The 24,602-nt window shown below is 60.8% G+C and carries 28 protein-coding genes; 10 read left to right on the top strand and 18 right to left on the bottom strand.

The features are described 5' to 3' along the window. Window positions 1-35: 35 nt before the first annotated feature. The 4 genes from dsbG to AC3WJW_RS22920 form a co-directional block, all read right to left on the bottom strand. Complete coding sequence (gene dsbG / locus AC3WJW_RS22905) at window positions 36-803, bottom strand: thiol:disulfide interchange protein DsbG (RefSeq protein ID WP_102700840.1); 768 nt, start codon at window positions 801-803, stop codon at window positions 36-38. After that, window positions 779-1,633, bottom strand: a complete 855-nt coding sequence (locus tag AC3WJW_RS22910) for a TlpA family protein disulfide reductase (RefSeq protein WP_493727494.1) — start codon at window positions 1,631-1,633, stop codon at window positions 779-781. The genes dsbG and AC3WJW_RS22910 overlap by 25 nt, the downstream gene beginning before the upstream one ends. Beyond that, entirely contained in the window at window positions 1,633-3,369 is a 1,737-nt protein-coding gene (gene dsbD, locus AC3WJW_RS22915) for a protein-disulfide reductase DsbD (RefSeq protein ID WP_493727495.1), read from the bottom strand. The genes AC3WJW_RS22910 and dsbD overlap by 1 nt, the downstream gene beginning before the upstream one ends. A 95-nt stretch (window positions 3,370-3,464) precedes the next feature. Continuing rightward, window positions 3,465-4,238, bottom strand: a complete 774-nt coding sequence (locus tag AC3WJW_RS22920; protein ID WP_493727496.1) for a hypothetical protein — start codon at window positions 4,236-4,238, stop codon at window positions 3,465-3,467. A 250-nt stretch (window positions 4,239-4,488) separates the two neighbouring features. Between AC3WJW_RS22920 and AC3WJW_RS22925 the strand changes: the two genes are divergently transcribed. From AC3WJW_RS22925 to AC3WJW_RS22940, 4 genes are all read left to right on the top strand, one after another. Continuing rightward, the gene (locus AC3WJW_RS22925) at window positions 4,489-5,169 is read left to right on the top strand and encodes a response regulator (protein ID WP_493727497.1); all 681 of its coding nucleotides are present in this window, start codon (window positions 4,489-4,491) and stop codon (window positions 5,167-5,169) included. Further along, the gene (locus AC3WJW_RS22930) at window positions 5,166-6,491 is read left to right on the top strand and encodes an ATP-binding protein (RefSeq protein ID WP_493727498.1); all 1,326 of its coding nucleotides are present in this window, start codon (window positions 5,166-5,168) and stop codon (window positions 6,489-6,491) included. The genes AC3WJW_RS22925 and AC3WJW_RS22930 overlap by 4 nt, the downstream gene beginning before the upstream one ends. Window positions 6,492-6,689: 198 nt before the next feature. Continuing rightward, a complete protein-coding gene (locus AC3WJW_RS22935; protein ID WP_493727499.1) occupies window positions 6,690-8,090 on the top strand; it encodes an aspartate aminotransferase family protein in 1,401 nt (466 codons plus the stop codon). A gap of 81 nt (window positions 8,091-8,171) precedes the next feature. Beyond that, window positions 8,172-8,402, top strand: coding sequence for an MbtH family protein (locus tag AC3WJW_RS22940; RefSeq protein WP_493727500.1), 231 nt, complete (start codon window positions 8,172-8,174; stop codon window positions 8,400-8,402). Between the two features lie 94 nt (window positions 8,403-8,496). Here the strand turns inward: AC3WJW_RS22940 and AC3WJW_RS22945 are convergent, their stop codons facing one another. From AC3WJW_RS22945 to soxR, 10 genes are all read right to left on the bottom strand, one after another. Then, complete coding sequence (locus AC3WJW_RS22945) at window positions 8,497-9,408, bottom strand: metal ABC transporter substrate-binding protein (RefSeq protein WP_493727501.1); 912 nt, start codon at window positions 9,406-9,408, stop codon at window positions 8,497-8,499. Then, window positions 9,409-10,308: a metal ABC transporter permease gene (locus AC3WJW_RS22950; protein ID WP_493727502.1), complete on the bottom strand. Its 900-nt coding sequence runs from the start codon at window positions 10,306-10,308 to the stop codon at window positions 9,409-9,411. After that, window positions 10,308-11,153: a metal ABC transporter ATP-binding protein gene (locus AC3WJW_RS22955; RefSeq protein WP_493727503.1), complete on the bottom strand. Its 846-nt coding sequence runs from the start codon at window positions 11,151-11,153 to the stop codon at window positions 10,308-10,310. Before AC3WJW_RS22955 ends, AC3WJW_RS22950 begins: the two co-directional genes overlap by 1 nt. Then, a complete protein-coding gene (locus tag AC3WJW_RS22960; protein ID WP_493727504.1) occupies window positions 11,150-12,076 on the bottom strand; it encodes a metal ABC transporter substrate-binding protein in 927 nt (308 codons plus the stop codon). Before AC3WJW_RS22960 ends, AC3WJW_RS22955 begins: the two co-directional genes overlap by 4 nt. 35 nt (window positions 12,077-12,111) lie before the next feature. Then, window positions 12,112-12,684 carry a DUF6162 family protein gene (locus AC3WJW_RS22965; protein ID WP_493727505.1) on the bottom strand — a complete coding sequence of 191 codons (573 nt, stop codon included), beginning with the start codon at window positions 12,682-12,684 and terminating at the stop codon, window positions 12,112-12,114. Continuing rightward, window positions 12,681-13,010 carry a hypothetical protein gene (locus AC3WJW_RS22970; RefSeq protein ID WP_095968110.1) on the bottom strand — a complete coding sequence of 110 codons (330 nt, stop codon included), beginning with the start codon at window positions 13,008-13,010 and terminating at the stop codon, window positions 12,681-12,683. Before AC3WJW_RS22970 ends, AC3WJW_RS22965 begins: the two co-directional genes overlap by 4 nt. Next, window positions 13,007-13,549, bottom strand: coding sequence for a PA2404 family protein (locus AC3WJW_RS22975; RefSeq protein ID WP_493727506.1), 543 nt, complete (start codon window positions 13,547-13,549; stop codon window positions 13,007-13,009). Before AC3WJW_RS22975 ends, AC3WJW_RS22970 begins: the two co-directional genes overlap by 4 nt. Beyond that, the gene (locus AC3WJW_RS22980; protein WP_493727507.1) at window positions 13,546-14,748 is read right to left on the bottom strand and encodes a PepSY-associated TM helix domain-containing protein; all 1,203 of its coding nucleotides are present in this window, start codon (window positions 14,746-14,748) and stop codon (window positions 13,546-13,548) included. Before AC3WJW_RS22980 ends, AC3WJW_RS22975 begins: the two co-directional genes overlap by 4 nt. 224 nt (window positions 14,749-14,972) lie before the next feature. Continuing rightward, window positions 14,973-15,431: a VOC family protein gene (locus tag AC3WJW_RS22985; protein WP_104448869.1), complete on the bottom strand. Its 459-nt coding sequence runs from the start codon at window positions 15,429-15,431 to the stop codon at window positions 14,973-14,975. A gap of 126 nt (window positions 15,432-15,557) precedes the next feature. Continuing rightward, window positions 15,558-16,013: a redox-sensitive transcriptional activator SoxR gene (gene soxR, locus AC3WJW_RS22990; RefSeq protein ID WP_493727508.1), complete on the bottom strand. Its 456-nt coding sequence runs from the start codon at window positions 16,011-16,013 to the stop codon at window positions 15,558-15,560. 95 nt (window positions 16,014-16,108) lie between these two features. On the opposite strand from soxR, the gene AC3WJW_RS22995 reads away from it, so the two are divergent. From AC3WJW_RS22995 to AC3WJW_RS23015, 5 genes are all read left to right on the top strand, one after another. Then, entirely contained in the window at window positions 16,109-16,480 is a 372-nt protein-coding gene (locus AC3WJW_RS22995; RefSeq protein WP_493727509.1) for an antibiotic biosynthesis monooxygenase, read from the top strand. A 117-nt stretch (window positions 16,481-16,597) separates the two neighbouring features. Further along, window positions 16,598-16,867 carry a hypothetical protein gene (locus tag AC3WJW_RS23000; RefSeq protein ID WP_007973410.1) on the top strand — a complete coding sequence of 90 codons (270 nt, stop codon included), beginning with the start codon at window positions 16,598-16,600 and terminating at the stop codon, window positions 16,865-16,867. Between the two features lie 101 nt (window positions 16,868-16,968). After that, on the top strand, window positions 16,969-17,583 hold the full coding sequence (locus AC3WJW_RS23005; protein ID WP_493727510.1) for a LysE family translocator: 615 nt from the start codon (window positions 16,969-16,971) through the stop codon (window positions 17,581-17,583). A gap of 206 nt (window positions 17,584-17,789) precedes the next feature. Further along, a complete protein-coding gene (locus AC3WJW_RS23010) occupies window positions 17,790-18,947 on the top strand; it encodes a cysteine desulfurase family protein (RefSeq protein ID WP_493727511.1) in 1,158 nt (385 codons plus the stop codon). Window positions 18,948-19,012: 65 nt separating this feature from the next. After that, window positions 19,013-20,821, top strand: a complete 1,809-nt coding sequence (locus tag AC3WJW_RS23015) for an aminopeptidase P family protein (protein ID WP_493727512.1) — start codon at window positions 19,013-19,015, stop codon at window positions 20,819-20,821. An 83-nt stretch (window positions 20,822-20,904) separates the two neighbouring features. Here the strand turns inward: AC3WJW_RS23015 and AC3WJW_RS23020 are convergent, their stop codons facing one another. Both AC3WJW_RS23020 and AC3WJW_RS23025 read right to left on the bottom strand, forming a co-directional pair. Then, on the bottom strand, window positions 20,905-21,495 hold the full coding sequence (locus AC3WJW_RS23020) for a 2-hydroxychromene-2-carboxylate isomerase (RefSeq protein WP_493727513.1): 591 nt from the start codon (window positions 21,493-21,495) through the stop codon (window positions 20,905-20,907). A 36-nt stretch (window positions 21,496-21,531) separates the two neighbouring features. Then, window positions 21,532-22,260: an SDR family oxidoreductase gene (locus tag AC3WJW_RS23025; protein ID WP_407800394.1), complete on the bottom strand. Its 729-nt coding sequence runs from the start codon at window positions 22,258-22,260 to the stop codon at window positions 21,532-21,534. Window positions 22,261-22,352: 92 nt separating this feature from the next. Between AC3WJW_RS23025 and AC3WJW_RS23030 the strand changes: the two genes are divergently transcribed. Continuing rightward, window positions 22,353-22,913, top strand: a complete 561-nt coding sequence (locus tag AC3WJW_RS23030) for a TetR/AcrR family transcriptional regulator (RefSeq protein WP_493727514.1) — start codon at window positions 22,353-22,355, stop codon at window positions 22,911-22,913. Window positions 22,914-22,927: 14 nt separating this feature from the next. On the opposite strand, the gene AC3WJW_RS23035 is transcribed toward AC3WJW_RS23030, so the two are convergent. Both AC3WJW_RS23035 and rhtA read right to left on the bottom strand, forming a co-directional pair. Further along, on the bottom strand, window positions 22,928-23,209 hold the full coding sequence (locus AC3WJW_RS23035; RefSeq protein ID WP_493727515.1) for a hypothetical protein: 282 nt from the start codon (window positions 23,207-23,209) through the stop codon (window positions 22,928-22,930). 168 nt (window positions 23,210-23,377) lie between these two features. Next, a complete protein-coding gene (gene rhtA / locus AC3WJW_RS23040) occupies window positions 23,378-24,265 on the bottom strand; it encodes a threonine/homoserine exporter RhtA (protein WP_102700863.1) in 888 nt (295 codons plus the stop codon). Window positions 24,266-24,602 lie beyond the last annotated feature (337 nt).

The raw sequence follows: 24,602 nt of genomic DNA on the forward strand, positions 1-24,602 counted from the left end.
AGGAGCTGCCGAAGGTTGCGATCTTTTGATCGTGCTTACTTCGGCCCGAGAATCTTCACCAGTTTGTCCGGTGACGGCGCGCCTTGCTGTTGTTGCAGGTTACCCTTGTCGTCCATGTAGAAAATCGCCGGGGTCGCCTGCAACTCCAGCTCTTCCATCAATTGCATGTTGGCCGCGAACTTTGCCTGAATCGCTGGCGGCACTTCCTTCAAGGCCTTGAGCGAGCTGCCCTTGCCGGCGGCTTCGTGGTCTTGCAGGGCTTTTTCCGGGTCTTTGGCGGCGAGCAGTGCGGCGGATTTCCCCGGGCTGTCTTCGCGGATGATGCCCACCATGATGTGGCGCAACTGCACCTTGCCGGCCTTGACCCAAGGCCGCGCCTGTTCCCAGAACATGTTGCAGTACGGGCAGTTCGGGTCACTGAACAGGTACACCACGCGCGGCGCATCCTTCTTGCCGTCGCCGATCCAGTTACTGGTTTCGAACTTGGCCCAGACTTCCTTGGCCATCGGCGCGTACACCAGTTTCTGCAATGGCGCGCTGCTCAGGTCATTACCCTCTGCGTCGTACAGGTTGCCCAGCAACACGTGTTTACCGTCCGGGGTCAGGTACAGCGCCATGCCGCGGCCCTGGTATTGCGCGGCATAACCGCGCAAACCGTCGGGGGCGTCGAACTGGCCGACGATTTTCGCGCCCTTGGCCTCGATTTTCCTGATCGCATCGGGCAACTCTTCGGCCTGCACCGACGGCAGGTGCAATAGGGCAGCACCGAGGCTCAGGGTCAGCAGGTGGCGGAGGCGGGGCATGGCAGTTTCCTTGAAGAGGTGGCGGGTACGGTGTCGAAGTTTTCCAGTGCGCGAGCCAGGCTGGCGTTTGACAGCTCACCCAGATGGCTGCCCAGCAGGCGACCTTCGGGGCTGTAGAACAGCGTAGTCGGTAATGCCATGGAGCCGACGGCCTGGCTCAGTCGCCCGCCGCCGTCGAACAGCACGTTGGACAGGCTCAGGCCCTGGGTTTCCAGAAAGGTCGCGACGCTTTGCATGCTTTCCGCCTGGTTGACGAACAGGAACGTCAGGTCCGGACGTTGTTGCTGGGCGCTTTCCAGCACCGGCATTTCACGGCGGCACGGCGGGCACCAGGTGGCCCAGAGATTGATCACCAACGGGCCGCCCTTGTAGTCGGCCAGTTGCACGGTTTCGCCGGCGGCGTTGCGCAGGGCGATTTCCGGCAGGCGTGTGCCTTGTTCATAAATCGACAGGGAGTACGTTGCCAACAACCAGAACGCCAGGCCGCTGGCCGCGCCAAAGCCCAGTGGGCGGCGCAGACCCGGGCGACGCCAGCCGCGATACAGCGTGGTGAGCAGCACGACAATCACCCCCGGCCAGGCGAGAAAACCGCCATCGCGCAGGTCGATGATCTGCCACGGATCATTGCGGTAGTGCGCCCAATAGACCACCACGAAACCGATCCTGGCCGCCAGCATGCCCAGTAGGAACAGGCTGAACAGCGCGGACTCGGGGTTATCACCGCCACGCTTGGCCACCCGCCAGCCGACAAAAGTGGCCAGCGCCAGCGCACTGATCAGCAGCAGGTGATTGAGCGCGATGGCAAAGGTGCCGAGGGTGAAGGTCAGCATTAACGGGCGTCTCGGGTGGTGATCCAGCGTTGCAGGAAAGTGTCGGCATCGACCTCGCCGGTGATGCGCTGGCTGCGCCGCTCTTCACCGTCAGCGCCAATCCACAGCAGGCTCGGTGGCCCTGGCACTTTGTAACGGCCGAGCAACTCGCGGCTGGCGGCATTGTCGGCGGTGACGTCCAGGCGGAGCAAGCGCACATCGCTCAAGGCTTCAAGCACTTGGGGTTTGCCAAACACCTGCTTTTCCATGACTTTGCACGACACGCACCAGTCGGCGTAGTAATCCAACAGCACCCACTGGCCCTGAGCCTGCGCCACATCGAGCTCCCTTTGCAGCGCAACCGGGTCCTTGATCGTAGTGAACGCATCGTGGCCGGTCGGCATGGCAGCGACGGCAGAATTGGACGCGCGGAAGACCTGTAACGGCTTGAGCAGATCATCACTGCCGCCGGCCGCACCGATCATCAACAGACTGCCCCACAAGCCGAGCAGCAACGAGCTGGCACCGAATAGGTGAGCAATGCGACCGAAGCCATCCGACTGTTTCCAGGCACTGTACGCCGCAATCAACAACAACGCCCCGCACAGGCCGACCCACAGCGACTCATCCAGCACCGGGCGCAACATCAGCAGCGCCGTGGCGAGGAACAGGAAGCCGAAAATGCCTTTGACCAGGTTCATCCATGCGCCCGGCTTGGGCATGAAGCGATTGCCAACGGTCACCAGCAACAGTAGCGGCACACCGATGCCGATGCCCAAGGCGAACAGAATCAATCCACCATGCAATGCGTTACCGCTTTGCGCGATGTACAGCAGCGCGCCGGCCAGGGGGGCGGTCATGCACGGGCCGACCAACAACCCCGACAACGCACCCAGCACACCAGCGCCGACCAGGCTTCCGCCGCGCTGATTACGCGAAACGTTTTCCAGTCGATCCCGCACAGCCACCGGCAGTTGCAGCTCGAAGTAGCCGAACATCGGTAGCGCCAGCAACACGAAAATCGCCGCGAAACTGCCCAGCAGCCAGGGGTTCTGCAACCAGGCTTGCAGGTTCGCCCCGAGGGAGGCGGCCAGGACACCCATCGCCGCATACACCAGCGCCATGCTGATCACGTAACTGCCGGCCAGGGCGAAACTGCGTTTGGGCGAGGCGCCGCTGCCAACGATCAGCCCGGCCAGAATCGGCAGCATCGGCAGCGAGCAAGGGGTGAAGGCCAGCAGCAGACCCAGACCGAAGAACACCAGCAGGCTCCAGCCCAGCGCCCGTTGTTGCAGGTCGCTGGCCAAGGCCTGATCTGGCGCTTCGGTGGCTGAATTAACGGTGGCACTGTCGCCCAGGTCCACGATCTGGGTTTGCGGTGGATAACACAAACCGGCATCCGCACAGCCCTGGAAGCCTACCTTGATCTGGCCACTGGCCCCGGCAGGGATTTTCAGTTCCAGGCCTTGTCGATAAACCTGTTGCTCACCGAAAAACTCGTCGCTGTGGGCCTCGCCCTCCGGTAGCGCGGGTTTGTGCTGTTCCGGCAGGCCATCGAATTTCAGGCGCTTCTGATACAGGTAATAGCCGTCGGCAATCTGCCAGAACAGCTGGGTCTCGCCGGATTCCAGGCGTTCGGAGGTAAAAATGAAGGCTTTGCCGACCGGAAGAAAGTCGGGTTTGGTTTCGAACGGATTGGTTCCCGCCTGGGCCAGACCCGAGATCAAGAGAACAAAAAACAAAAACAGTCGACGCATGGAAAAACCTTGGCTCAGTGCAGGTGAGGTGCACAATGTGCGGCGGCGATTAACCGATGATTAACCGCCGCTCGCCTGCCATGGTCTGGCCAGGTTCAGTCGCGAAGCAGACCCGGCCAAGTGTCTTCATCGACCTTCCTGGGGCCGTGCACGAGTTCGCTGTTAGGGATGGTATAGGTCATGAACTCATTATCGGTCAGGAAGATATGGAAATGACTCTGGGCCATCGTTCGGTCATTTTGAACGCCAGTGAGAATCCGATCCTTGTACGGTGCCAAGCCAGGCCAGGTGCTTTCATCGATGGGCTGAAGGAGCACATCCGATTTATAAATATCAAACCAGAAGGACTGCCCGTCGTTCATGAGGAATCGAAAGGGTGACACTTTTCCTATCCAGTTTGCACCGCCGGTTTCCCACCATGTGGCCGCTACAATTTTGTCAAAGTACGGAAGAATAGGGCGCCAATGAGTATCTGCCACAGGTTTGCGGAAAATTGCCTTGTCCTGGTCTTGATCGTACCAACAGCACATGGGTGTATTGCCGTTGTAGTAGAAAAGCATTAGAAAGTCCGCGTCAAAAGCTTCCTGTCCAGCGAACTTGTAGATATTGGTAGTCGAGAATCCGAATCGAAGGTTTTTGACGTATGAGTGAAATTTGTCCCAGTTGCCTGAGTTGACTGGTGCGGGGTATCCGTCAGGAACGCCGTGATCTCCAATATCGAATCGTGTGTAGGTTTCGGTGTCTTTGAAAAAGAAGTAATAACGATCTTTTCCGGATCGCCAATCAACGGCGACCATGTTTTTTAATGTGCGCATATTCTGATTCCTTTCAGTTTTATTGATGTTGTTCAGCGGTACGTTCAGATCCATTTTCACTCTGTCGATAGTGATTCGCTGGTGCATGATTTTATGCAGTTGTTAAAGGTCTGTTCAGTGTGCTTTGTTTCGTTATTTAAATGTTCAGATTGCTATTAGTTGTTTAAGGCTTGTTCCAGACGGCAAGTAATAGCTGATACAACGACTCCGGGCGGACCTGGCGCTTCTCCTCATTCACATGGCTTGTCATAATTGGGCCTTAATCCTCACCTGCTTGACTCATGTTTTTATCCACGGAGCTGTCATGCACGTACTGGTTTGCGAAGACGATGCGTTAATCGCCAGCGGCATCGTTGCCGGCCTGACCGCCCAGGGCCTGACCGTGGAGCACGTGGCCACGGCGTCCGCTGCCCGGGCGATGCTCAAGGTGGCCGAGTTCGACGTGATGGTGCTCGACCTCGGCTTGCCGGACGAAGATGGCCTCAAGTTGCTGCAGCAGTTGCGCCATCAGGGCCTTGAGTTGCCGGTTTTGATCCTCACCGCGCGGGATTCGGTCACCGACCGCGTCGATGGCCTGCAAGCCGGTGCCGATGATTACCTGCTCAAACCCTTCGACCTGCGCGAACTCGCTGCGCGCCTGCACACGCTGTTGCGACGGGTGGCGGGGCGCAGCGTCAACCTGATCGAACACGGCGCCCTGACCTACGACCCGAGCAGCCGCGAAGCCACACTCGCTGGCCAGCCGGTGGACCTATCGCGTCGCGAGCAGTCCCTGTTGCAAGCCTTGTTGCATAACCGTGGCCGGGTGCTGTCCACCGAGCAACTGAAGGACAGCGTCTACGGTTTCAACGACGAGCTGGAAAGCAACGCCCTCAACGTCCATATCCATCACCTGCGGCGCAAGCTCGGCAATGGCATTGTCGAGACCGTGCGTGGCCTGGGCTATCGCCTGGGGCCGGCTGATGGCGGAGAAGAATCGAAGTGATGAGTCTGCGTTTGCGCCTGAGCCTGACGCTCGGTGCCGCGTTTGCGCTGATCTGGGCCCTGGCTGCGGCCTGGATGCTCAGCGATTTGCGCAATCAAATGATGTTTTCCCTCGACCAGCGCCTGGTGGCGTCGGCGCGCATGGTCGCCGGCCTGATGGAGCAACTGCCGCCCGTGCCGAGCAAGGGCGAGGGCACCCACTTCAGCGCCGAACAACTGAACATACCGGGTGGCATGGCGTGCCAGGTCAGTTCGCTGCGCGGTGAAATCCTTGCCCGCAGCCACACCGATCCGCAGCAGGCTCTGGAGGCCGAGAAGCTGGGTTTTCACGATCAGATGATCGACGGCGCGCCGTGGCGCAGTTTCACACTGGCCCGGGGCGATCTGCGCATCACCACCGCCGACCGGCAGATTGAGCGTGAGGCGTTGAACATGTCGATCCTGCTGGCCGCTTCGGTACCGGTGGGCGTGGCGCTGCTCGGTTGCCTGTGCCTGCTCTGGCTGGGCATCGGCCAGGGGCTGGCGCCGCTCAACCGCATGCGCGACGCCTTGATGCGCCGCAGCGCCGACTCCCTGGAACCCTTGCAGATCCAGCCATTGCCCAGCGAACTGCAGCCCTTGCTGGAAACCCAGAACCAGTTGCTCCAGCGCATCGGCAAGACCATCGAGCGCGAACGTCGCCTGACCGGTGACGCGGCCCACGAGTTGCGCAGCCCGCTGACCGCCATCAAGACCCACCTGCAAGTGGCGCGCATGACCGACGGTAGCGCCCGGGACCAATCCCTGGCGCGCGCCGAAGAAGGGGCGGATCGCATGCACCGCACCCTCGAGCAATTGCTGTTGCTGGCGCGGGTCGAGGGCAGCCTGTCGTTTGACGACGGTGTGCAGTGCAACGCCGAGCAAGTGGCAAAACTGGCGATTCAGGATGCGGCGAGCGGCGATCGCCAGCGCATCAGGTTTCAGGCGCCGGGCAAGGTCTCCGCTGCGCCAGTACAAATGCCCGCGGTGTTGTCGATCGCCGCGCTGCGCAATTTGCTCGACAACGCACTGCGCCATACTCCCGCCGACAAAGCGGTGGAGTTGAGCCTGGAAACCACCGGCAATCGTGTGCAGTTCGTGGTGCGCGACCATGGGCCGGGGATTGCCGAAGAGGATTTGCAACACTTGACCCAACGCTTCTGGCGCAACGGCCAGAGCACGGGTTGTGGCCTGGGGCTGGCGATTGTCCAGGCGATCGTTCAGCGTTGCGGTTGTACGCTGCATTTCGATAGTCGACCGGACGGCTTGCGGGTCGAGCTGACGATGCCGCTGCAACCTGCCTGAAAAACACCACAACCCCCTGTAGGAGCGAGCTTGCTCGCAATGGTCGATAACGATAACGCGTGCTTTCTGAATGCACGCGGTGTTCTTGAGTCCATCGCGAGCAGAGCTCGCTCCTACAAAGGTTTCCGTGTTACCGCCTAAATCCCTCAAGCGCTGATGCGTTTCCAGAACAGGAAAACCGTATTGAGGGGTCGAGATATGTCAGTCGCTACCAGCCTTATCGAAGATCAGCCGGCGACGTCCGCCGAGAGGCTTTATCAATTCAACGAATCACCGCTGCTGGCCCGCCAGAGCCAGCAGGAATCCAACGCCCGCAGCTATCCGCGACGGATTCCCCTGGCGCTCAAGCGCGCCAAGGGTATTTACGTCGAAGACGTCGAAGGCCGCACGTTCATCGACTGCCTGGCCGGTGCCGGGACCCTGGCCCTGGGGCACAACCACCCGGTGGTGATCCAGGCCATCCAGCAAGTGCTGACCGATGAACTGCCGCTGCACACCCTGGACCTGACCACCCCGGTCAAGGATCAGTTCGTCCAGGACCTGTTCGGTCTGCTGCCGCCGGCCCTGGCCGCTGAAGCGAAGATTCAGTTCTGCGGTCCCACGGGCACCGACGCCGTGGAAGCCGCCCTGAAGCTGGTGCGTACCGCCACTGGCCGCAGCACCGTGATCTCGTTCCAGGGCGGGTATCACGGCATGAGCCAGGGCGCATTGAGCCTGATGGGCAGCCTCGGGCCGAAAAAGCCGCTGGGCGCCTTGCTCGGCAGCGGCGTGCAGTTCATGCCTTACCCTTACGATTACCGCTGCCCGTTCGGGTTGGGCGGTGCGCAAGGGGTAAAAGCCAACCTGAGTTATCTGGAAAACCTGCTCAACGACCCCGAGGCCGGCGTGCAATTGCCAGCGGCGGTAATCGTGGAAGTGGTGCAGGGCGAGGGTGGGGTGATTCCGGCCGACCTGGACTGGTTGCGCGGTGTGCGGCGGATCACCGAAAAGGCGGGCGTCGCCCTGATCGTCGATGAAATCCAGAGCGGATTCGCCCGTACCGGCAAGATGTTTGCCTTCGAACACGCCGGGATCATTCCCGATGTCGTGGTGATGTCCAAGGCCATCGGCGGCAGCCTGCCGCTGGCGGTGGTGGTCTACCGCGACTGGCTCGACACCTGGCTGCCGGGCGCCCACGCCGGGACCTTCCGTGGCAACCAGATGGCCATGGCCGCCGGTTCCGCAGTGATGCGTTATCTGGTCGAACACAAGGTCTGCGAGCATGCCGCCGCCATGGGCGAGCGCCTGGCCGAGCACTTGCGCATCCTGCAACGGGACTTCCCGCAACTGGGTGATATTCGTGGGCGTGGCTTGATGCTCGGTGTCGAACTGGTCGATCCGACGGGTGCGCAGGATGCCCAGGGTCACCCGCCGGCGTTCGCCCGCCTGGCACCCCTGGTACAGCGTGAATGCCTCAAGCGTGGCTTGATCCTGGAACTCGGTGGCCGCCATGGCGCGGTGGTGCGCTTCTTGCCGCCACTGGTGATCAGCGCTGCGGAAATCGATCAGGTAGCCGGGATTTTCGGCCGGGCCCTGGCTGCTGCCACCCGCGATCAGTAAATTTTTCGCGCCGCGCAACGTTCCTTTTACATAACGGCTGCGCACACGGCGCAGCCCGCCCAACATCGATGGAGAGACAGCATGACTTCAGTATTCGACCGCGAGGACATCCTCTTTCAGGTCGTGGTCAACCATGAAGAGCAATACTCGATCTGGCCCGATTACAAAGCCGTGCCGCAGGGCTGGCACACCGTGGGCAAAAGCGGGCTGAAAAAGGAATGCCTGGCCTATATCGAAGAGACCTGGACTGACATGCGTCCGTTGAGCCTGCGCCAAAAAATGGATGAGCAGGCGGCTGTGAAGCCCGCTTGAATCAGCGGGCTTCCTGGTAAAAGATCGCAGCCTTCGGCAGCTCCTACAAGATGCGCATCCTGTAGGAGCTGCCGAAGGCTGCGATCTTTTGATCTTAGGCCGAAGGCCCGTTGCTCAACCCCTTGATCACGCTGTCCACATTCCCCTCCAGTTCACCCACCGGGTCTTCAGCATCGGTACTCAATACCACCAACCGACTCCCGGCCTCAGCAATCGCGGCTTTCACCGTTTCCGAAGGCTGCCGGTGATGCAACACTACCGCCACGTCGTTGTCCTTGAGCATCGCGCTCAACGCCTTGAGCGCTTCCGGTGTCCATTGCGCATCCGGTCGCGCATCCAGCCCTACCAGCTCCAGATTGAGCCCACCGATCAGGTAGCCGAAATGATCGCTGAGGCTCATCACACTGAGGTTATCGGCCGTCGCCAGCCGCGCTTCGCTGTCAGCACTGAGCTTGAGCAAGCGTTGCTTGAGGGCTGCCAGGTTGGCTTCGATTTTCGGCTTGGCTTCGGGGGCCAGGCGTACCAGGTCCGCCGCCATCACATCGGCCATGCGCCCCATGTTGTTGCTGGAAAACCACGGCTGGCTGTTGAGGCCATCCACCCTGTTGCCCGGCTGCACGGCGATGCCGGGCAGGGCGCCGTCCACCGGGCGGGCGGCATCGACTTCGACGATACGGATATTGCTGCGCCGGGAGATCGGGTACAGCGGGTCATCCGGCCATAGTGAGCGCAGGCCGATCACCGCATCGGCATCCTTCGCCAGCTGGGCCAGTGCCGGGGCACCTCGGCCGGTGAAGTAGGCCGTCTGGCGGCTGCCGGGCAGATTGGCCGGCGCGGCGCGTTCGAGGCTGACGTCGGTGTCTTTGAGCAGCAGTTCACCGAGACCATAGGTAATCGGCAAAGAGGCCAGCACGCGCAGCGGTTTGCCGTTGCTTGCGGCGAAGGTCGTGGCGGCCAGCCCGCACAGGGCCACCGCGAGGGTCAGTTGGCGCAGAGAAAAAATCATTTATCCAAGGTTCCCTTTCAGGCTGGGGACGATGCCGCGCGCAATGGCGGCCAGGGCGAAGGCGATACCGGCCACGAGGATGATCGCGGCGCCGGATGGAATGGGCAGGTCGAAGACGATCGGCGCGAGAATCCCGCACAGTGTGCTGACGGTGGCGATCAGCACCGAACACCAGAAAAAGCCCTTCAGCGATTGGCTGAGCAAACGCGCCGCCGCTGCCGGAATCACCAGCAGCGCGCCGACCAGAATCGCACCGATGACCTTCACCGCGGCGACGGTGATCAGCGTCACCAGGATCACGAACAGATAATCCAGGGCCTTCACCGCCACCCCGCGCACCGCCGCCAGTTGCGGATTGAAGCTGGCGAGCATGATGCGGTTGTACAAGGGCAAAGCCAGGATCATCACCAGCGAACCGACAATGGCCAGCACCAGCAGGTCATTGCCGTTGACCGTCAGCACCGAACCGAACAGCACGTTTTCCAGGATGTGCACGTTGATCTTGCCCGCCAGAATCAACAACAGGCTGGCGCCCAGGGCGAGCGACACCGAGAGGAACACGCCGATCAAGGTGTCCGGTGCCAGGCCGGTGCGGTTGCGCAGGTAGTTGAGCAGAATGCCGAACAGCAGGCAGTAGCCGAACAGACTGCCGTAGGGACCGGTGTAGGGTTCGCCGAGCAAAATGCCGATGGCCACGCCGGTCAACGCGGCATGGCCGACGGCTTCGGAGAAAAACGCGAAGCGCTTGACCACCACCAGCGTACCCAGGCCGCCCAGCACCGGGCCGATCAGCAGGCCGGCGAGCAGCGCATTGACCACAAACCCATAGGCCAGCGCCTCGGGTAGATAACCCGACGATGCCCAACCCTGGACCATCAGGCGAAAAGCTTCGTAACTCATCAGGCAAGGCTCCGTGGGTGAGTCGAGAACAGGGTCAGCAGGCGCTCCGGCGTCAGTGCCTGTTGTGGCGTGGCGTCGAACAGCACGCGGCGATTGAGGCCGGTGACGTGATCGGCCAGGCGCCCGACCGCTTCCAGGTCGTGCTCGATCCACAGCACGGTGATGCCCGCTGCTCGCCAGTCGCCGAGCAGACGTTCGAACACCCGGATCCCGGCTTCATCGAGGGCCGACATCGGCTCGTCGAGCACCAGCAGTTGCGGAGGCGGAATCAGCCCCTGGGCCAGCAATACCCGCTGGCGTTCGCCGCCGGACAATGCGCCCATGCGGCGCTTGCGCTTGTCCTGCATGCCGACCCGTTCAAGGGCCTCACCAATCGCCGCCGCGTAATGTTTGCTCAAGCCGAGAAAGGCCGGGCGACGCTGGCACATGGCAGCCATGAAATCGTCGACGGTCATCGGCAAACCCCGGTCGAACTCCAGCGCCTGTGGCACGTAGCCAACGGTCCCCGGCCCGGCCGACCATTGCAGGGTCAAGCGGCCCTGATGCGGCATTTGCCCGAGCAGGGTCTTGATCAGCGAACTCTTGCCGCCGCCGTTGGGGCCGACCAGCGCATGCACGCTGCCGGGACGGACCTTGAAGGTTACCTTGTCGAGGATCGTCGTGCGTCCCAGCGTCAGGCTGACGTCGGCGAAATCCAGAGTCGGTCCCAAAACCTGTGGGAGCGAGCTTGCTCGCGATAGCGGTGTGTCATTCAATGACGAAGTCGCCTGACTGGACGCGTTCGCGAGCAGGCTCGCTCCCACAGGGGACTCTGCATCGGCCAGGATGGTTTCTTTCGATGTCATGCCCCCGACTCCTGAATCGCCCGCACCACGGTGTTGAGGTTGCCGGTCATTTCCTTTTCGTACTTGTCGGCGGTGTACTCGCCGTAGGAAATATGCGACAGCGGATACAGCTTCACGCCGGATTCGCGCTGGATGGTGTCGACGTAAGTGGAGGGAAAATCCATCTCCGAGAAGATCACCTTCACGTCCAGCTCACGCAGTTGGTCGATGGTCTTTTTCAACTGGCTCGGGCTCGGCTCGATACCGTGGGCCGGCTCGACCACGGCTGTCACTTCCAGGCCGAACTCGCGCAGCAGGTAGTCGTAGGCGGCGTGCACCGTGGCCACGCGCAACTCGGCGTTCGGCGCCTGGGTCAGTTTGGCCAGGGCATCGGCGCGCATCTTGCGCAGGCGCTTGCCGTAGGCGCGGGCGTTCTCGGTGTAGGTTTTGGCATTGGCCGGATCGAGCTTGCCCAGCTCCCGGGCGATGTTGTTGACCTGGGCGATCGAGGCGCTGATCGACAGGAAGGTATGCGGGTTCACCACTTTGCCGGCACCCCGGGCGGCAACACCGGTGGCGGCGAGCAGCGGCACGTTTTCATTGGCTTCGATCACCGGCACGTTCGGGGTTTCGCTGGCAGCGATCATGCGGTCGGCGAAATCATCATGGCCTACGCCGTTGAGCACGATCACGTCCAGCCCGCTGATGCGCTTGATGTCTTCGGCGCGAGGTTCGTAGGCATGCGGGTTGAAACCGGCCGGAATCAGCGGCACCACTTCGGCCTTGTCGCCGACAATGTTCGCCACGTAGCTGTAATACGGGTGCAGGGTGATGCCGATGCGCAGGCGCTTGGCTGCCTCGGCACTGGCAAGGGATGGCAGCAGGCAGGCCAGCAGGCCGATCAGCAGCACGCGCAAGATAGAGCGTTGAGATGGAATGGGCATGGGAAAGCGGTCTTCTCTCGGGTGAGTGCGAGGGTTCAATGCCGGTGCTGGCGGGTCACGCCGGCATCGAATTGCGCGACGATCTGTTGCCAGCCGGCGCTTTCGAGCGCGCTGTCGCTGAGGTCGGCCGGAGCGGTGAGCGTGCTGGCGCGGTTGAGCCAGATGTCCGGAGCGTCATCGGTGGCGGTCAGGCGCATCAGGAATGAACCGGCGACCGTCGGTGTCTGGCTCTGGCCGAAGTAGGCCTTGGCGTTGAGCAATTGCCAGGCATGGCTGCCACGGCTGACGGAGCTGGCATCCCGGGCAAACGGGGCAAAACCCTCGTCGGCGAGGGCCGCGGGAGTCGGCAGGGTTTGCTGTTCCTGGCGCAGCAAATGAATCTCGTCCAGGGTCACCCGCAAATCGGCGTAGATGCCTTGCTCGGCGGCGCTGAGGTCGCGGCGGGCATCCAGTTGGTGGCTGTTGACGCTGCTCACCTCAGGGGATTCCCCGCGCCAGAGCACCACCGAACCGGCGACCGCAAGGATCATCAGGCACAGCAGCAGGACGTAGAGGGTTTCGTGGCCGGCACCGGCCGGGCGCACAACTTGGGTCGTTGAAGTATTCATGGCGCCTGGATGTCCGCTTGGTCGATTTCCACCACGTGACCGGGGCCTGCGTCGAACAGCACGTAGAACTCGGCGCCGGGTTTTTTGAACGTCAGGGTCGAATCGGCTCCGAGTTTGCCAGGCACCAGAATGGTTTCGTCGTAGCCGATCACATCGAGGGTCACGCCCGGTGCGCCACTGCCGTCGGAAAAACCGCCGGTGCATTTGATCTGCTCGGCGTCGATCGCCTTGCATTCGCACATCGGGTTGTGGGCCAGGGCGCTGGCGCTGAAGCCGGCGCAGAGCAGCAGCAACAGGGTGTTGAGTGGACGAAGCGGGTTGATCATGGTCTGCCTCCTTGTTTGTTCAGCCAGGCGATGGTGGCGGGGGAGGCCTGGCTCAAAGGCATGGATGCCTGATGCATGGCGCCGTCCCAGCCTTCCATGGTGATCCACAGCTCGGCGTCGGCCGTGGTCTTTTCCGGGACGGGCAGTGAAGCGCCCATGCGGTACGGCGTGCCGAAGAAAATCACGCCGGCGGCACGCAGGCTGCGGGGTTTGCCGATACGCAGGTAAGTGGCCTTGACCTGTCCGATACAGGCCTCGCACAGGGCCGCGTTGAAACCCTTCATGTAGCCCGCCGGGCCATCGAGCGTGGGGGCGGCGTTGCGCAATTCCGCCAGGCGCAGGCTCCAGGGGCCGACCTGGACTTCGCCGACTTCGCGTTCGCCCAGGCCACTGTCGCCACGCATCAATGCTTCATCCGCGAAGTACTTGGGCATGAACCCGAGTGGAATCAGCAGCAACAGGACGTTCAGGTGAAAGCGCCATTTGTGCCAGAACACGCTCAGGCGCGAGGGTGGTGAGACCGCAATGTCTTTGCTCACAGGTTGGCCTCCGATGTTTCCTTGCGGGTGGCCGGTTGCGCCGTGGCGCCGCGCGGTGTCCTGTTACTGCGCTTGAAGGCATTGGCCGTGGCCAGTGCCGTGCGCTTGGTCCAGATCAGCAAGCCGCTGAGCACCATCATGCTCAGCAACAGGCCGAAGAACGCCCAGATCAGCTTGATCCACAGGCCACCGAAGTCGCCGGTGTGCAGCGGGCGCATGGACTCGGTGACGAACTCCAGGGTCGAACGGTCCGAAATCAGGCGCGAAGCGGCGATTTCGCCGTTGTACGGGTTGAGGGTCGCGGTCTGGAACATCAGTGGATACCAACCGCGACCTCCGACATCCAGATGGCTGTAGGCATTGCCCGGCAGGCTGACGAAGCTGGCTTCCAGCCCGGAGATTTTCTGCGTGGCGATTTCAATCGCGCGATCAAGGTCGATGCGCGGCGGGGGCGACCCATCGGGCGACAGCGGTACCGCTTCGCGGGACATCGCCGGAATGATCTTTTCCGTGGAGATGGAAATCTGGTTGTCGAACAGGAATGCCTGGATCAGGAACCAGGTGCCGGTGATGGAAATCACCGCGATGAACCAGATCGACCAGATGCCGCTCAAACGGTGGAAGTCGCCCCAGAAAATCCGCGCGCCATGGCGAATCCGCAGGGTCGGGCGGAAAAAGCCTTTCCAGAAGCGTTTGTAGACCACCAGCCCGGTGACCAGCGAAGCCAGCAGCGGCAAGCCGAGAAACGACACCAGGTACCAGCCCCAGCTGTAGCCGTTGGTGAACGGCACCAGCCACCAGCCGTGCAGCGCCCGGGTGAAGGCGCGGAAGTTGAACTCCGGCGCGACGCCCTGGATCACGCCGCTGTATGGATTGACATAAATCACCACCGAGCGTCCGTCGGGATAGCTGACTTCGACATCCAGCGCGAAGTGCGACTCGTCGGGCCGACTGATGCTCTGCACCACTGTCTGCGGCTCGGCCATGTTGATGGCCTCGATGACCTGCTGATAGCTGAGCAGCGGTGCATCGTCCGAGGGCTGGCTGGCGCGCATGGGCGGGTTGGCCAGCCAGACGATTTCCTGGCTGATCACCGCCAGGGTGCCGGTCACGCAGACGATCAGCACGAAAAACCAGATCGGCAGCGCCAGCCAGCTATGGACCAGGAACCAGATTTTTGAACGGGATTTCTTTGACATATTGAAGGTCTTGCCTGGATGAGAGGCAGCTCGGCTGCGGGCTTCGCAGGGATGAGCGCCCTGAAGGTCCAGTCGTGGCTTTTGCCTACGCGACAGGACCGCATCTAGGTAAGACGGATGAGCAAAGGAAATCCCGAAAGAGAAAATGAAAGTAAATGTTTCGCATTATCGGGAGGGTGGGAGCGAGCCTGCTCGCGAAGAGGCCCGCTCCAGCATCGAAGATTTCAACCCTGCTGAAACATCTCCTTCGCCCGTTGTTCAATCTGCTCCTGGGTCAGGTCTTCCTTGCGCGTCGCCAGGAACCACAGATGCCCGTAGGGATCCTTCAAGGTCCCCGAGCGATCGCCGTAAAACTGATCCTTGACCTCGGATACAACGGTGGCACCGGCATCGATGGCCTGTTTGTAGGACTTGTCGACATCCGTCACATACAAATGCAGACCCACGGACGGCGAATTGTCCGGATTGCTCAGCGGTCCCTGATCGCACGGTGTGCCCAGCATGATCGGGCAATCGCCGATGCGCAGTTCGGCGTGACCGATGCCACCATCGGGCATGGCCAGGCGCATGACCTCAATGGCGCCGAAGGCTTTCTTATAGAAATCGATGGCTTCGGCAGCTTTGTGGATGCCCAGATAGGGGGTGATGCTGTGATACCCCTCCGGAATGGGTTTGACACTCATGATGGATCTCCCTGTTCTTGTTCTGTGAATGGAAAGTACCTGCTTCGTTGTACAGCCGGATAAATATAGGCCAGCCGCTTTCACCTCACCGAGCGCCCGACGAGCAGCAACGCCACACAAGTGCCATCAGCTAGGCTCCAACCAGTGTGCTCCCGGCCCGCGCTCTCCCAGCACATCGCCTGCGTTGCGCAGTGGGCAAGCCTCCATCGACAGGCAACCACAACCGATGCAGCCGTTGAGCCTATCGCGCAGCAGAGTCAGTTGGTTGATGCGCTCATCCAGATCCCGGCTCCATTGCGCCGACAGGATTTTCCAGTCCGCCGCCGTTGGCGCCCGGTTGTCGGGCAGTGATTTGAGCGCTTCGCCGATCTCCGCCAAAGGAATCCCCAGGCGCTGGGCAACCTTGATCAATGCCACCCGCCGCAGCACTTCCCTGGGGTAGCGGCGCTGGTTGCCCTGATTGCGGTTGCTCTTGATCAGCCCTTTGGACTCATAGAAATGCAGCGCCGTGACCGCCACACCGCTACGTGCCGCGACTTGGCCGACGGTGAGTTCCTTATGCAGGTTTTGCGGGGTGATCATTTAAAAATTGCCTCTTGACCTCTAGTTAACTAGAGGTTTTACCCTGCACGCCTTCGGATCGCAAGATTCGCCTTCCTATGAGTGGGGGACATTTCATGCAAGCCTCAGCGAAGAATCGCAGCTTTACCCAACTGATCGAGTTCCAGATCGAGCCGCATCAACAGCCCGCGCTGGTGTTGGCCTTGTCGGCACAGACCGAGCATCTGGCCCGACACCACCGTGGTTTACTCAGTGCCAGCATCCAGGCCAGTGACGATGGCCGGCGCGTACTCAACTATCTGCAATGGCAAACCCGCGAAGCAGGGGAGGCCGCGTTCCAGGCCTTTGAAAACGGCGAACAGGATTTCTGGCAACTGATCCGCGTCCATCAGGCGAAGTCAGTGACCTTCGGATCGTTCCAGGTGCTGCACAGCCTGGAGCGCAGTCACGACAACGCACTGCATTGCAGTCTGGTGGGCGAGCGCTGATAGGGGCAATGATCGCCATTTCCTGATAGCCACTATTGAAAGCGTTGATTTCTGCTACCCGGGAGGCGCGGGTAGCCTGTGTTCATTGCCTCGAACCCAGTCGCCAGGACGCCAGAAATGAAACCGATGATCGCCACTTTGCTGATGCTCGCCGTCTCCGTGCTCGCCGGATGTGCCAGCCATGTTTCCCCGGAGCTTCGCCCTTACACGGCTGAAGAAAGCAAGGAGCTGGCGCTGGAGGCGCTGAACCGCCGGGGATTGTCCTTCGACGAATACCACGCGAAAAAAGCCGAACTGCTCGGCCAGCCGCAAAAGTCGTTCAGCTACGACAACCAGGGGGAAATGAATGCCGGGCGATCTGTACAGCTTCACGGTCGTCCAAGCTGAGGTAAAACTGTACTGCTCCAAGTTTCGCGTAACTGTCCATGGGTTTCGCCCAAGGTGTGCGATAGGGTCAACACCTGACCGACCCTGACGGACTGCCACCCATGACGCTCTCACTCGACCTGCTGCTGGGCTTTGCCCTGTTCGCCCTCGTCACCTCGATCACACCCGGTCCGAACAACACCATGTTGCTGGCTTCCGGGGTGAACTTCGGCTTCAACCGCACGATTCCGCACATGCTCGGCATCACTTGTGGCTTCTTTGTACTGGTGGTGGCGGTCGGATTCGGCCTTGGCGCGGTGTTCCAGGCTTACCCTTTGCTCTACACCGTGCTGCGTTACGTGGGGGCGGCGTATTTGCTGTATCTGGCGTGGAAAATCGCTCATTCCGGGCCCATGTCGGAGAGTCAGCAGAGCGAGGCGAAACCGATCAGCTATCTGGGCGCCGCCGCGTTCCAGTGGGTCAACCCCAAGGCCTGGATCATGGCCATTGGCGCCATCAGCACCTACACGCCGATGCAGGGTTACTTCGTTAATGTGATCGTGATTGCGGCCGTCTTTGCCATCATCAACCTGCCGAGCGTCGGCGTCTGGGCCGCTTGCGGCACGCTGTTGCGCAACGTTCTGAAGGATCGCCGCTGGCTGCGTCTGTTCAATTGGGGCATGGCCGCGCTGCTCGTGGGGTCGTTGTATCCGCTGATGCTCGAAAGCTTTGGCTGACGCATTGCTTCAACCGGTTGCCCGATGCCTGTTAAGCTGACTTTTCAGGAGCGTTCCTACGCACTATTAAATGAAGTAGTTCTTCTTTAACGGCATCCGATCAGGTATTGGTAGCGTTCTGAAAACAGCGCGCAGCTCACAAGGCTGCGTTTTGCCGTTTGCAGTCACGAGCTTCCTGATCCCGGAACACGCTCTGCGAGTCTTTTATGAACAAACGTCCGTTGTATTTCGATTACGCCGCCACGACGCCGGTGGATGAGCGGGTCATCAAGGTGATGGTCGAGTGTCTGGGTTTTACCGGCAATTTCGGCAACCCGGCCTCAAGCTCTCATGTCTTCGGTCAGCAGGCCCGACAATCGGTGGAGCAGGCGCGACGCCAGGTCGCCGAACTGGTCGGCGCGACACCTGAACAGATCGTCTGGACCTCAGGCGCCACCGAATCCAACAACCTCGCGCTCAAAGGTGTAGCCCAGGGCCGCGGTACTGGCGGTGGCCATATCATCACCAGCCAGATCGAACACAAGGCCATTCTCGATACTGCCAGGCAACTGCAGGATGCCGGTGTCGCCGTGACCTACCTGGTGCCGAATGCCGATGGGCTGATTACCGCGCAAGCGGTCAGCGAAGCCATGCGCGAGGACACTTTCCTGGTGTCGCTGATGCTGGTCAACAACGAACTGGGGACGCTCAACGATATTCCTGTCATCGGTCAGGTGGTGCGTGCACGGGGGGCGTTGTTCCATGTCGACGCCGCACAGGGCGCGGGCAAGGTGGCGATCGACCTCGGGCAGTGGCCGGTGGACCTGATGTCGTTTTCCGCGCATAAACTGTACGGCCCCAAAGGCATCGGTGCGTTGTACGTCGGTCCGCGTGCCCAGCAACGATTGCAGGCGCAGATCCATGGCGGCGGGCATGAGGGCGGATTGCGTTCGGGCACCCTGGCGACCCATCAGATCGTGGCCATGGGCTCGGCCTTTGCACTGGCGGCCGCTGCGTTCGATGAAGAGAAAGCCACCATCGTGCGATTGCGTGAACGCTTGCTCGAGCAATTGCAGGGCATTCCCGGCGTGCGTCTCAACGGCAGCCCGACCCGGCGCATTCCCCATACCCTGAGCCTGACCTTCGCAGAAGGCGAGTTCAATCCGGCGGCGTTGCTGTCCTCGATCGCGTTTTCTGCGACCTCGGCCTGCAATTCCGCGAGCAATACCCCATCCCATGTGCTGCTGGCCCTGGGGCATGATGCCCGCTCGGCCGGCCGCACCATCCGCTTGAGCCTCGGGCGTTTTACCACCGAGCAGGACATCGACCAGGCGGTTCAACTGATCAAGGCAGCCTGCGCCAGTGCTCCGGCATTCTGGCAATAGGGCGACGAAGCGCCGACGTTGATCGGCACTCAACAATAATGATGAAGTGGTTAGCAGGAGACACGATGAATACGCAGCTTTCGATCAATGGATCGGTGCCCCAGCGCCTGGCGCAAACCCGCGAACTGATGAGCCGGGAGGGCATTCACGCCTTGCTGGTGCCGTCGGCCGACCCGCACCTGTCCGAATACCTGCCAGGTTACTGGCAGGGGCGTCAGTGGTTGTCGGGTTTCCATGGTTCGGTCGGCACCCTGATCGTGACCCCGGATTTTGCCGGCGTCTGGGCCGACAGCCGTTACTGGGAGCAGGCGACCAAGGAACTCAAGGGCAGCGGCATTGACCTGGTCAAGCTGCAACCGGGTCAACCCGGGCCACTGGAGTGGCTGGCCGAGCAAACTCCCGAGGGTGGCGTTGTCGCGGTCGATGGCGCGGTCATGGCCGTGGCGTCGGCGCGGACCTTGGGCGCTAAACTCGAAGAGCGTGGCGCCCGTCTGCGCACCGACATCGACCTGCTTGGCGGGGTCTGGAACGACCGCCCAAGCCTGCCGAACGAACCGATCTATCAGCACTTGCCACCCCAGGCGACCGTCAGCCGTGGCGAAAAACTCGCCAAACTGCGTGAAACCCTTCAGGCCCGCGGTGCCGACTGGCATTTCATCGCCACCCTTGATGACATCGCCTGGCTGTTCAACCTGCGTGGCGGCGACGTGTCGTTCAATCCGGTATTCGTTTCCTTCGCCTTGATCAATCAGCAACAGGCCACGCTGTTTGTCGCCCTGAGCAAAGTCAGTGCCGAACTGCGCGCCATCCTTGAGCAGGACGGCGTGACCTTGCGCGACTACAGCGAAGTCGCTGCCGCACTGCGCGCCGTGCCGAGCGGCGCGAGCCTGCAAGTCGACCCGGCGCGGGTCACGGCGGGGTTGCTGGACAACCTCGACAGCGGGGTGAAACTGATCGAGGGCCTGAACCCGACCACCCTGGCCAAGTCGCAAAAAAGCCTGGCCGACGCCGAACACATCCGCCAGGCCATGGAGCAGGACGGCGCAGCACTGTGCGAATTCTTCGCCTGGCTGGACTCGGCGTTGGGCCGTGAGCGCATCACCGAACTGACCATCGACGAAAAACTCACCGCCGCCCGTGAGCGCCGTCCGGATTATGTGTCGCTGAGCTTCAATACCATTGCCGCCTACAACGCCAATGGCGCGATGCCGCACTACCACGCCACCGAAGAGGAACACGCGGTCATCGAAGGGGACGGTCTGCTGTTGATCGACTCCGGCGGCCAGTACCTGGGTGGCACTACCGACATCACGCGGATGGTTGCAGTGGGCACCCCGACCGATGAGCAAAAACGCGATTGCACCCGCGTGCTCAAGGGCGTGATTGCCTTGTCCCGCGCGCAGTTCCCGAAAGGCATTCTGTCGCCGCTGCTCGATGCCATCGCCCGTGCGCCGATCTGGGCGGAAAGTGTCGACTACGGTCACGGTACCGGTCATGGCGTCGGTTACTTCCTCAACGTACATGAAGGTCCGCAAGTCATCGCCTATCAGGCTGCGCCTGCGCCACAGACGGCGATGCAGCCGGGCATGATCACGTCCATTGAACCGGGCACCTATCGTCCGGGCCGTTGGGGCGTGCGGATCGAAAACCTGGCGATGAACCGTGAGGCAGGCAAAAGCGAATTCGGTGAGTTCCTGAAGTTCGAAACGCTGACCCTGTGCCCGATCGACACCCGTTGCCTGGAAACCTCGCTGCTGAGCGAAGACGAAAAGCAGTGGTTCAACGCCTACCACGCCGAAGTGCGCGAACGCCTGAGCCCATTGGTCGAGGGTGCAGCCCTCGAGTGGCTGAACACCCGTACCGCGGCTATTTGATTGCTTTCAGTTCGGGCGCTGTCTCCAGCGCCCGGCTCATGTAGTCAACAAAGGCTTTGACCCTGGCGGCTGGTCATCGAGGTCTAACGCAGGGCTTCGAGCACGAAGTCCAGTCGATCCTGGCCGAAGTACAGCTGATTATCGACAAACATGCTCGGTACGCCGAATACGCCGCGCTGAATCGCTTTCTCGGTATTGTCCTTGAGCGTTGCCTTGACGGTATCGTCGGCGGTCAGCGCCAGTACCTCATCGGGATCGAAACCGTTGTCGCTCAGCACCGTTGCCACGGTTGCCGGGTCATTGAGGTTGCGTCCGTCAACCCACAGGGCGTTGAAAAGGCAGTCAATGAAGGCGACAAAGCGCTCGGGATGGTGCAATTGAATACCGGTCACGGCTCGCATCAGCATGAGGGTGTTGATCGGGAAATGCGGATTGAATTTCAGTGGCACGCCATAGCGCCGGGCATAACGGTCGAGGTCCTGAATCATGTGGCGGCCCTTGGCCGGAATGGTCGCCGGGGAGGCGTTGCCGGTGGCCTTGAACACACCGCCGAGCAGGATCGGGATGTAGATCAGCTGGCTGTCGGTCTGCTCACAGATTGCCGGTAGTTGGGTGTACGCCAGGTAAGTGGTGGGGCTGCCCAGGTCAAAAAGAAATTCCACGGTTTTGCTCATGGTCGGTGCGCTCTGCTTATTGTTGTAGGGGAGGGCTTACCAGCGTTCGCTCCAGGGGCGAAGGTCCAGCTCGAAGGTCCAGGCATCGCGTGGCTGGCTGTGGAGGTACCAATAGTTTTCGGCGATATGCTCGGGATTGAGGATGCCGTCCTGATCCTTGGTAGCGTATTTCTCGGGGAAGCTTTCACGGATGAAATCGGTATCGATGGCGCCATCGACGATGACATGGGCAACGTGAATATTCATCGGCCCAAGCTCTCGGGCCATGCTTTGCGCCAATGCTCGAATGCCGTGCTTGGCACCGGCAAATGCGGCGAACCCGGCAGCGCCACGCATGCCTGCGGTGGCGCCGGTGAACAGGATCGTGCCGCGCTGGCGCCTGGCCATGCGCTTGGCCACTTCCCGCGCATTGAGAAAACCGGAAAAACAAGCCATTTCCCAAATCTTGAAATACTTGCGGGCGGTTTCTTCGAGAATGCTGCACGGCACGTTGGCGCCGATGTTGAAGACAAATGCTTCGATGGGGCCGATCTGGCTTTCGATCTGCTCGACCAGCGCGATCACGTCTTCTTCTTTACGCGCATCGCAGGCAAAGCCGTGGGCCTCGCCGCCATCAGCCTTGATGGCCTCCACCAGCGGCTGGAGCTTGTCCGCGCTGCGGCGGGTGACACAGGCGACAAAGCCTTCTTGGGCAAACCGCTTGGCAATGGCGCCGCCCGTGGCATCACCTGCACCGACGACCAATACGACCTTCTTGTTATTCATGGGTTGATCCCTTTGGTAAACGATCGTTAACTAAACGAACGTTATGCTATGATTCGACAGACGTCAAGGTGAGCAATTCAGGGGGAAGGGCAATGCGTTATTCGGCCAGTCACAAGCTGGAAACCAGGCAAAGGCTGCTGGAAAGCAGCGCGTTGTCGGCCAAGAAGTCCGGTTTTTCCACGGTGGGCGTGGACGGCCTGATGAAAGCCATTGGCTTGAGTGGTGGGGCCTTCTACAGCCACTTCTCGTCGAAAGACGAGTTGTTCGCAACCATTGTCGAGCGTGAGTTGGGTCAAAGTCTGGCGCGGCTGGGCGAAGGGCAGGACCGTGACAAGCTTGAGCGCTGCCTGAAAATGTACCTGAGCATGTCTCACGTCGAGAATCCGGAAACCGGTTGTGCATTGCCGGCATTGGGGGCGGAAATCGCCCGTTCCGATGTGAGTGTCCGCCAACAGGCAGAGCACTGGATTTGTCGCCTTCAGGAAAGTTGGGCGGGTGTCCTGCAAAGCGACAGCCTGGCGTGGGCAATTCTGTCGCAATGCATTGGCGCGTTGGTCGTGGCGCGCATGCTGGCTAGTCCGGATGTCCAGCGCACGGTGCTGAAGTCCAGCTACGAGGAAATCGGCCGTCAGATCGCAAGTTCGGGAACCTGACGCGACGGCCCTGCCTATTTGCAGATGACAATCATGCTGCGGCTGGTATAGCCCGCGGGGTTGAGGCCAAACGGATAATCACCGGGTTCTTCCACGGCGTCTCCCGACTTGGCGATGACCTTGTATCCCTTGGGTGCGCAGGAGTTGGCAGCGCTGGCGTAGCACTTGTCCCAGGACGAAGACAGTCCGGAACAGTTGATGTGTAGCCCTTTCCTGCCGTGCTTGGTCTGTGTTTCGGATGTCGCTGCGCAGCCCGCAATTGCAAGTACGGCGATCAGCATCAAAAATCGTTTCATTACTGTCCTTATAGCGTCCCCGGATCTTGTGCCCGGGTCTGGCTGCATTCGCTTTCGCTTGAAGCGTACCGATATCCCTATCTGAAATTGTCCATGGCATGACTCTGGGTGCGGGGCTAAACATGGCCTAATTGAGCGGCAAATACCAGACCTGCGTCATATCTGCTATCAATCTGCCGCGACTGCTGGCCTGGTGGAATTGCCCATGGTCATGGTTGCACCGACGGAGGCCAGAATGATGCACATGATAGCCATCCACTGTGACAGCGAGAGGTATTCATGAAGGAACAGCAAGCCTGATAACGCGCCGAAGGCGGGCTCGATGCTCATCAGCGTACCGAAGGTCCTGGCAGGCATGCGGGTCAGGGCGACCATTTCCAGGGTGTAGGGGAGGGCAGTGGACAAGACGGCGACGCCGAGGGCTATGGGGATCAATGAAGGGGTCAGCAAGGCGGAACCAGCATGGACAATGCCGATAGGGGCTACGAAGAGCGCGGCGATCATTACCCCCAGCGCGGCGGTTTGCACGCCATTATCGGCTCCCGCCTTTTGCCCGAACAAAATGTACAGTGCCCAGCAGACCCCCGCCCCCAAGGCATAACCGGCGCCTACCAGATCGATTCCTGCGCTCGCTTCTCCAGTCGGTATCAGCAGCAGCAAGCCGACGGCGGCCAGGGCTATCCACAAAAAGTCGATCGCGCGACGCGAGGCATAGATCGCCACGGCCAATGGACCGGTGAATTCAAGCGCCACCGCGATGCCCAGCGGTACGGTTTGCAGTGACATATAGAAGAGGAAGTTCATGCCGCCCAGTGCCATACCGTAGACGATGACGGTGCGCAGGGACCTTGCAGTGAGCTTTGCCCGCCATGGACGCAGTATCAGCATCATGATCACACTGGCAAAAATCAGCCGTAATGTTGTCGTCCCTTGGGGGCCGACGACGGAGAACATGCTTTTGGCCAAGGAGGCTCCGGACTGGATCGACGCCATGGCGATGAGCAGCAGCCCAACCGAGAACAGGGTAGAGGCCAGGCTGCGAGGCTGATCATTCATTAGGTGGCATCGTCCGAAATATGGGAATCTAGGGCTTTTCTATTTGTGTTGGGCAATATACTGCGCATTCCCCGCAGGCGCGTCTATATATAAGCAGTGTTTTTGCACATATCGATAGAAAACCTGAATCAGTGCTTGACGGCAGATTTCAGATGTCTATAATTCGCCCCACTTCCGGCGCAGTCGAAACGAAAAACTCCTTGGTAAACAAAGAGTTACGAGGTTTTCGGCAGCAGGTTGCTTCAGGTCATCGAAGCGCAAAGGAAGTTGAAAAAGAGGTGTTGACAGCAGCGAGTAACGCTGTAGAATTCGCCTCCCGCTGACGAGAGATCGAAAG

This window comes from Pseudomonas sp. GW821-FHT07G06 (assembly GCF_058986625.1).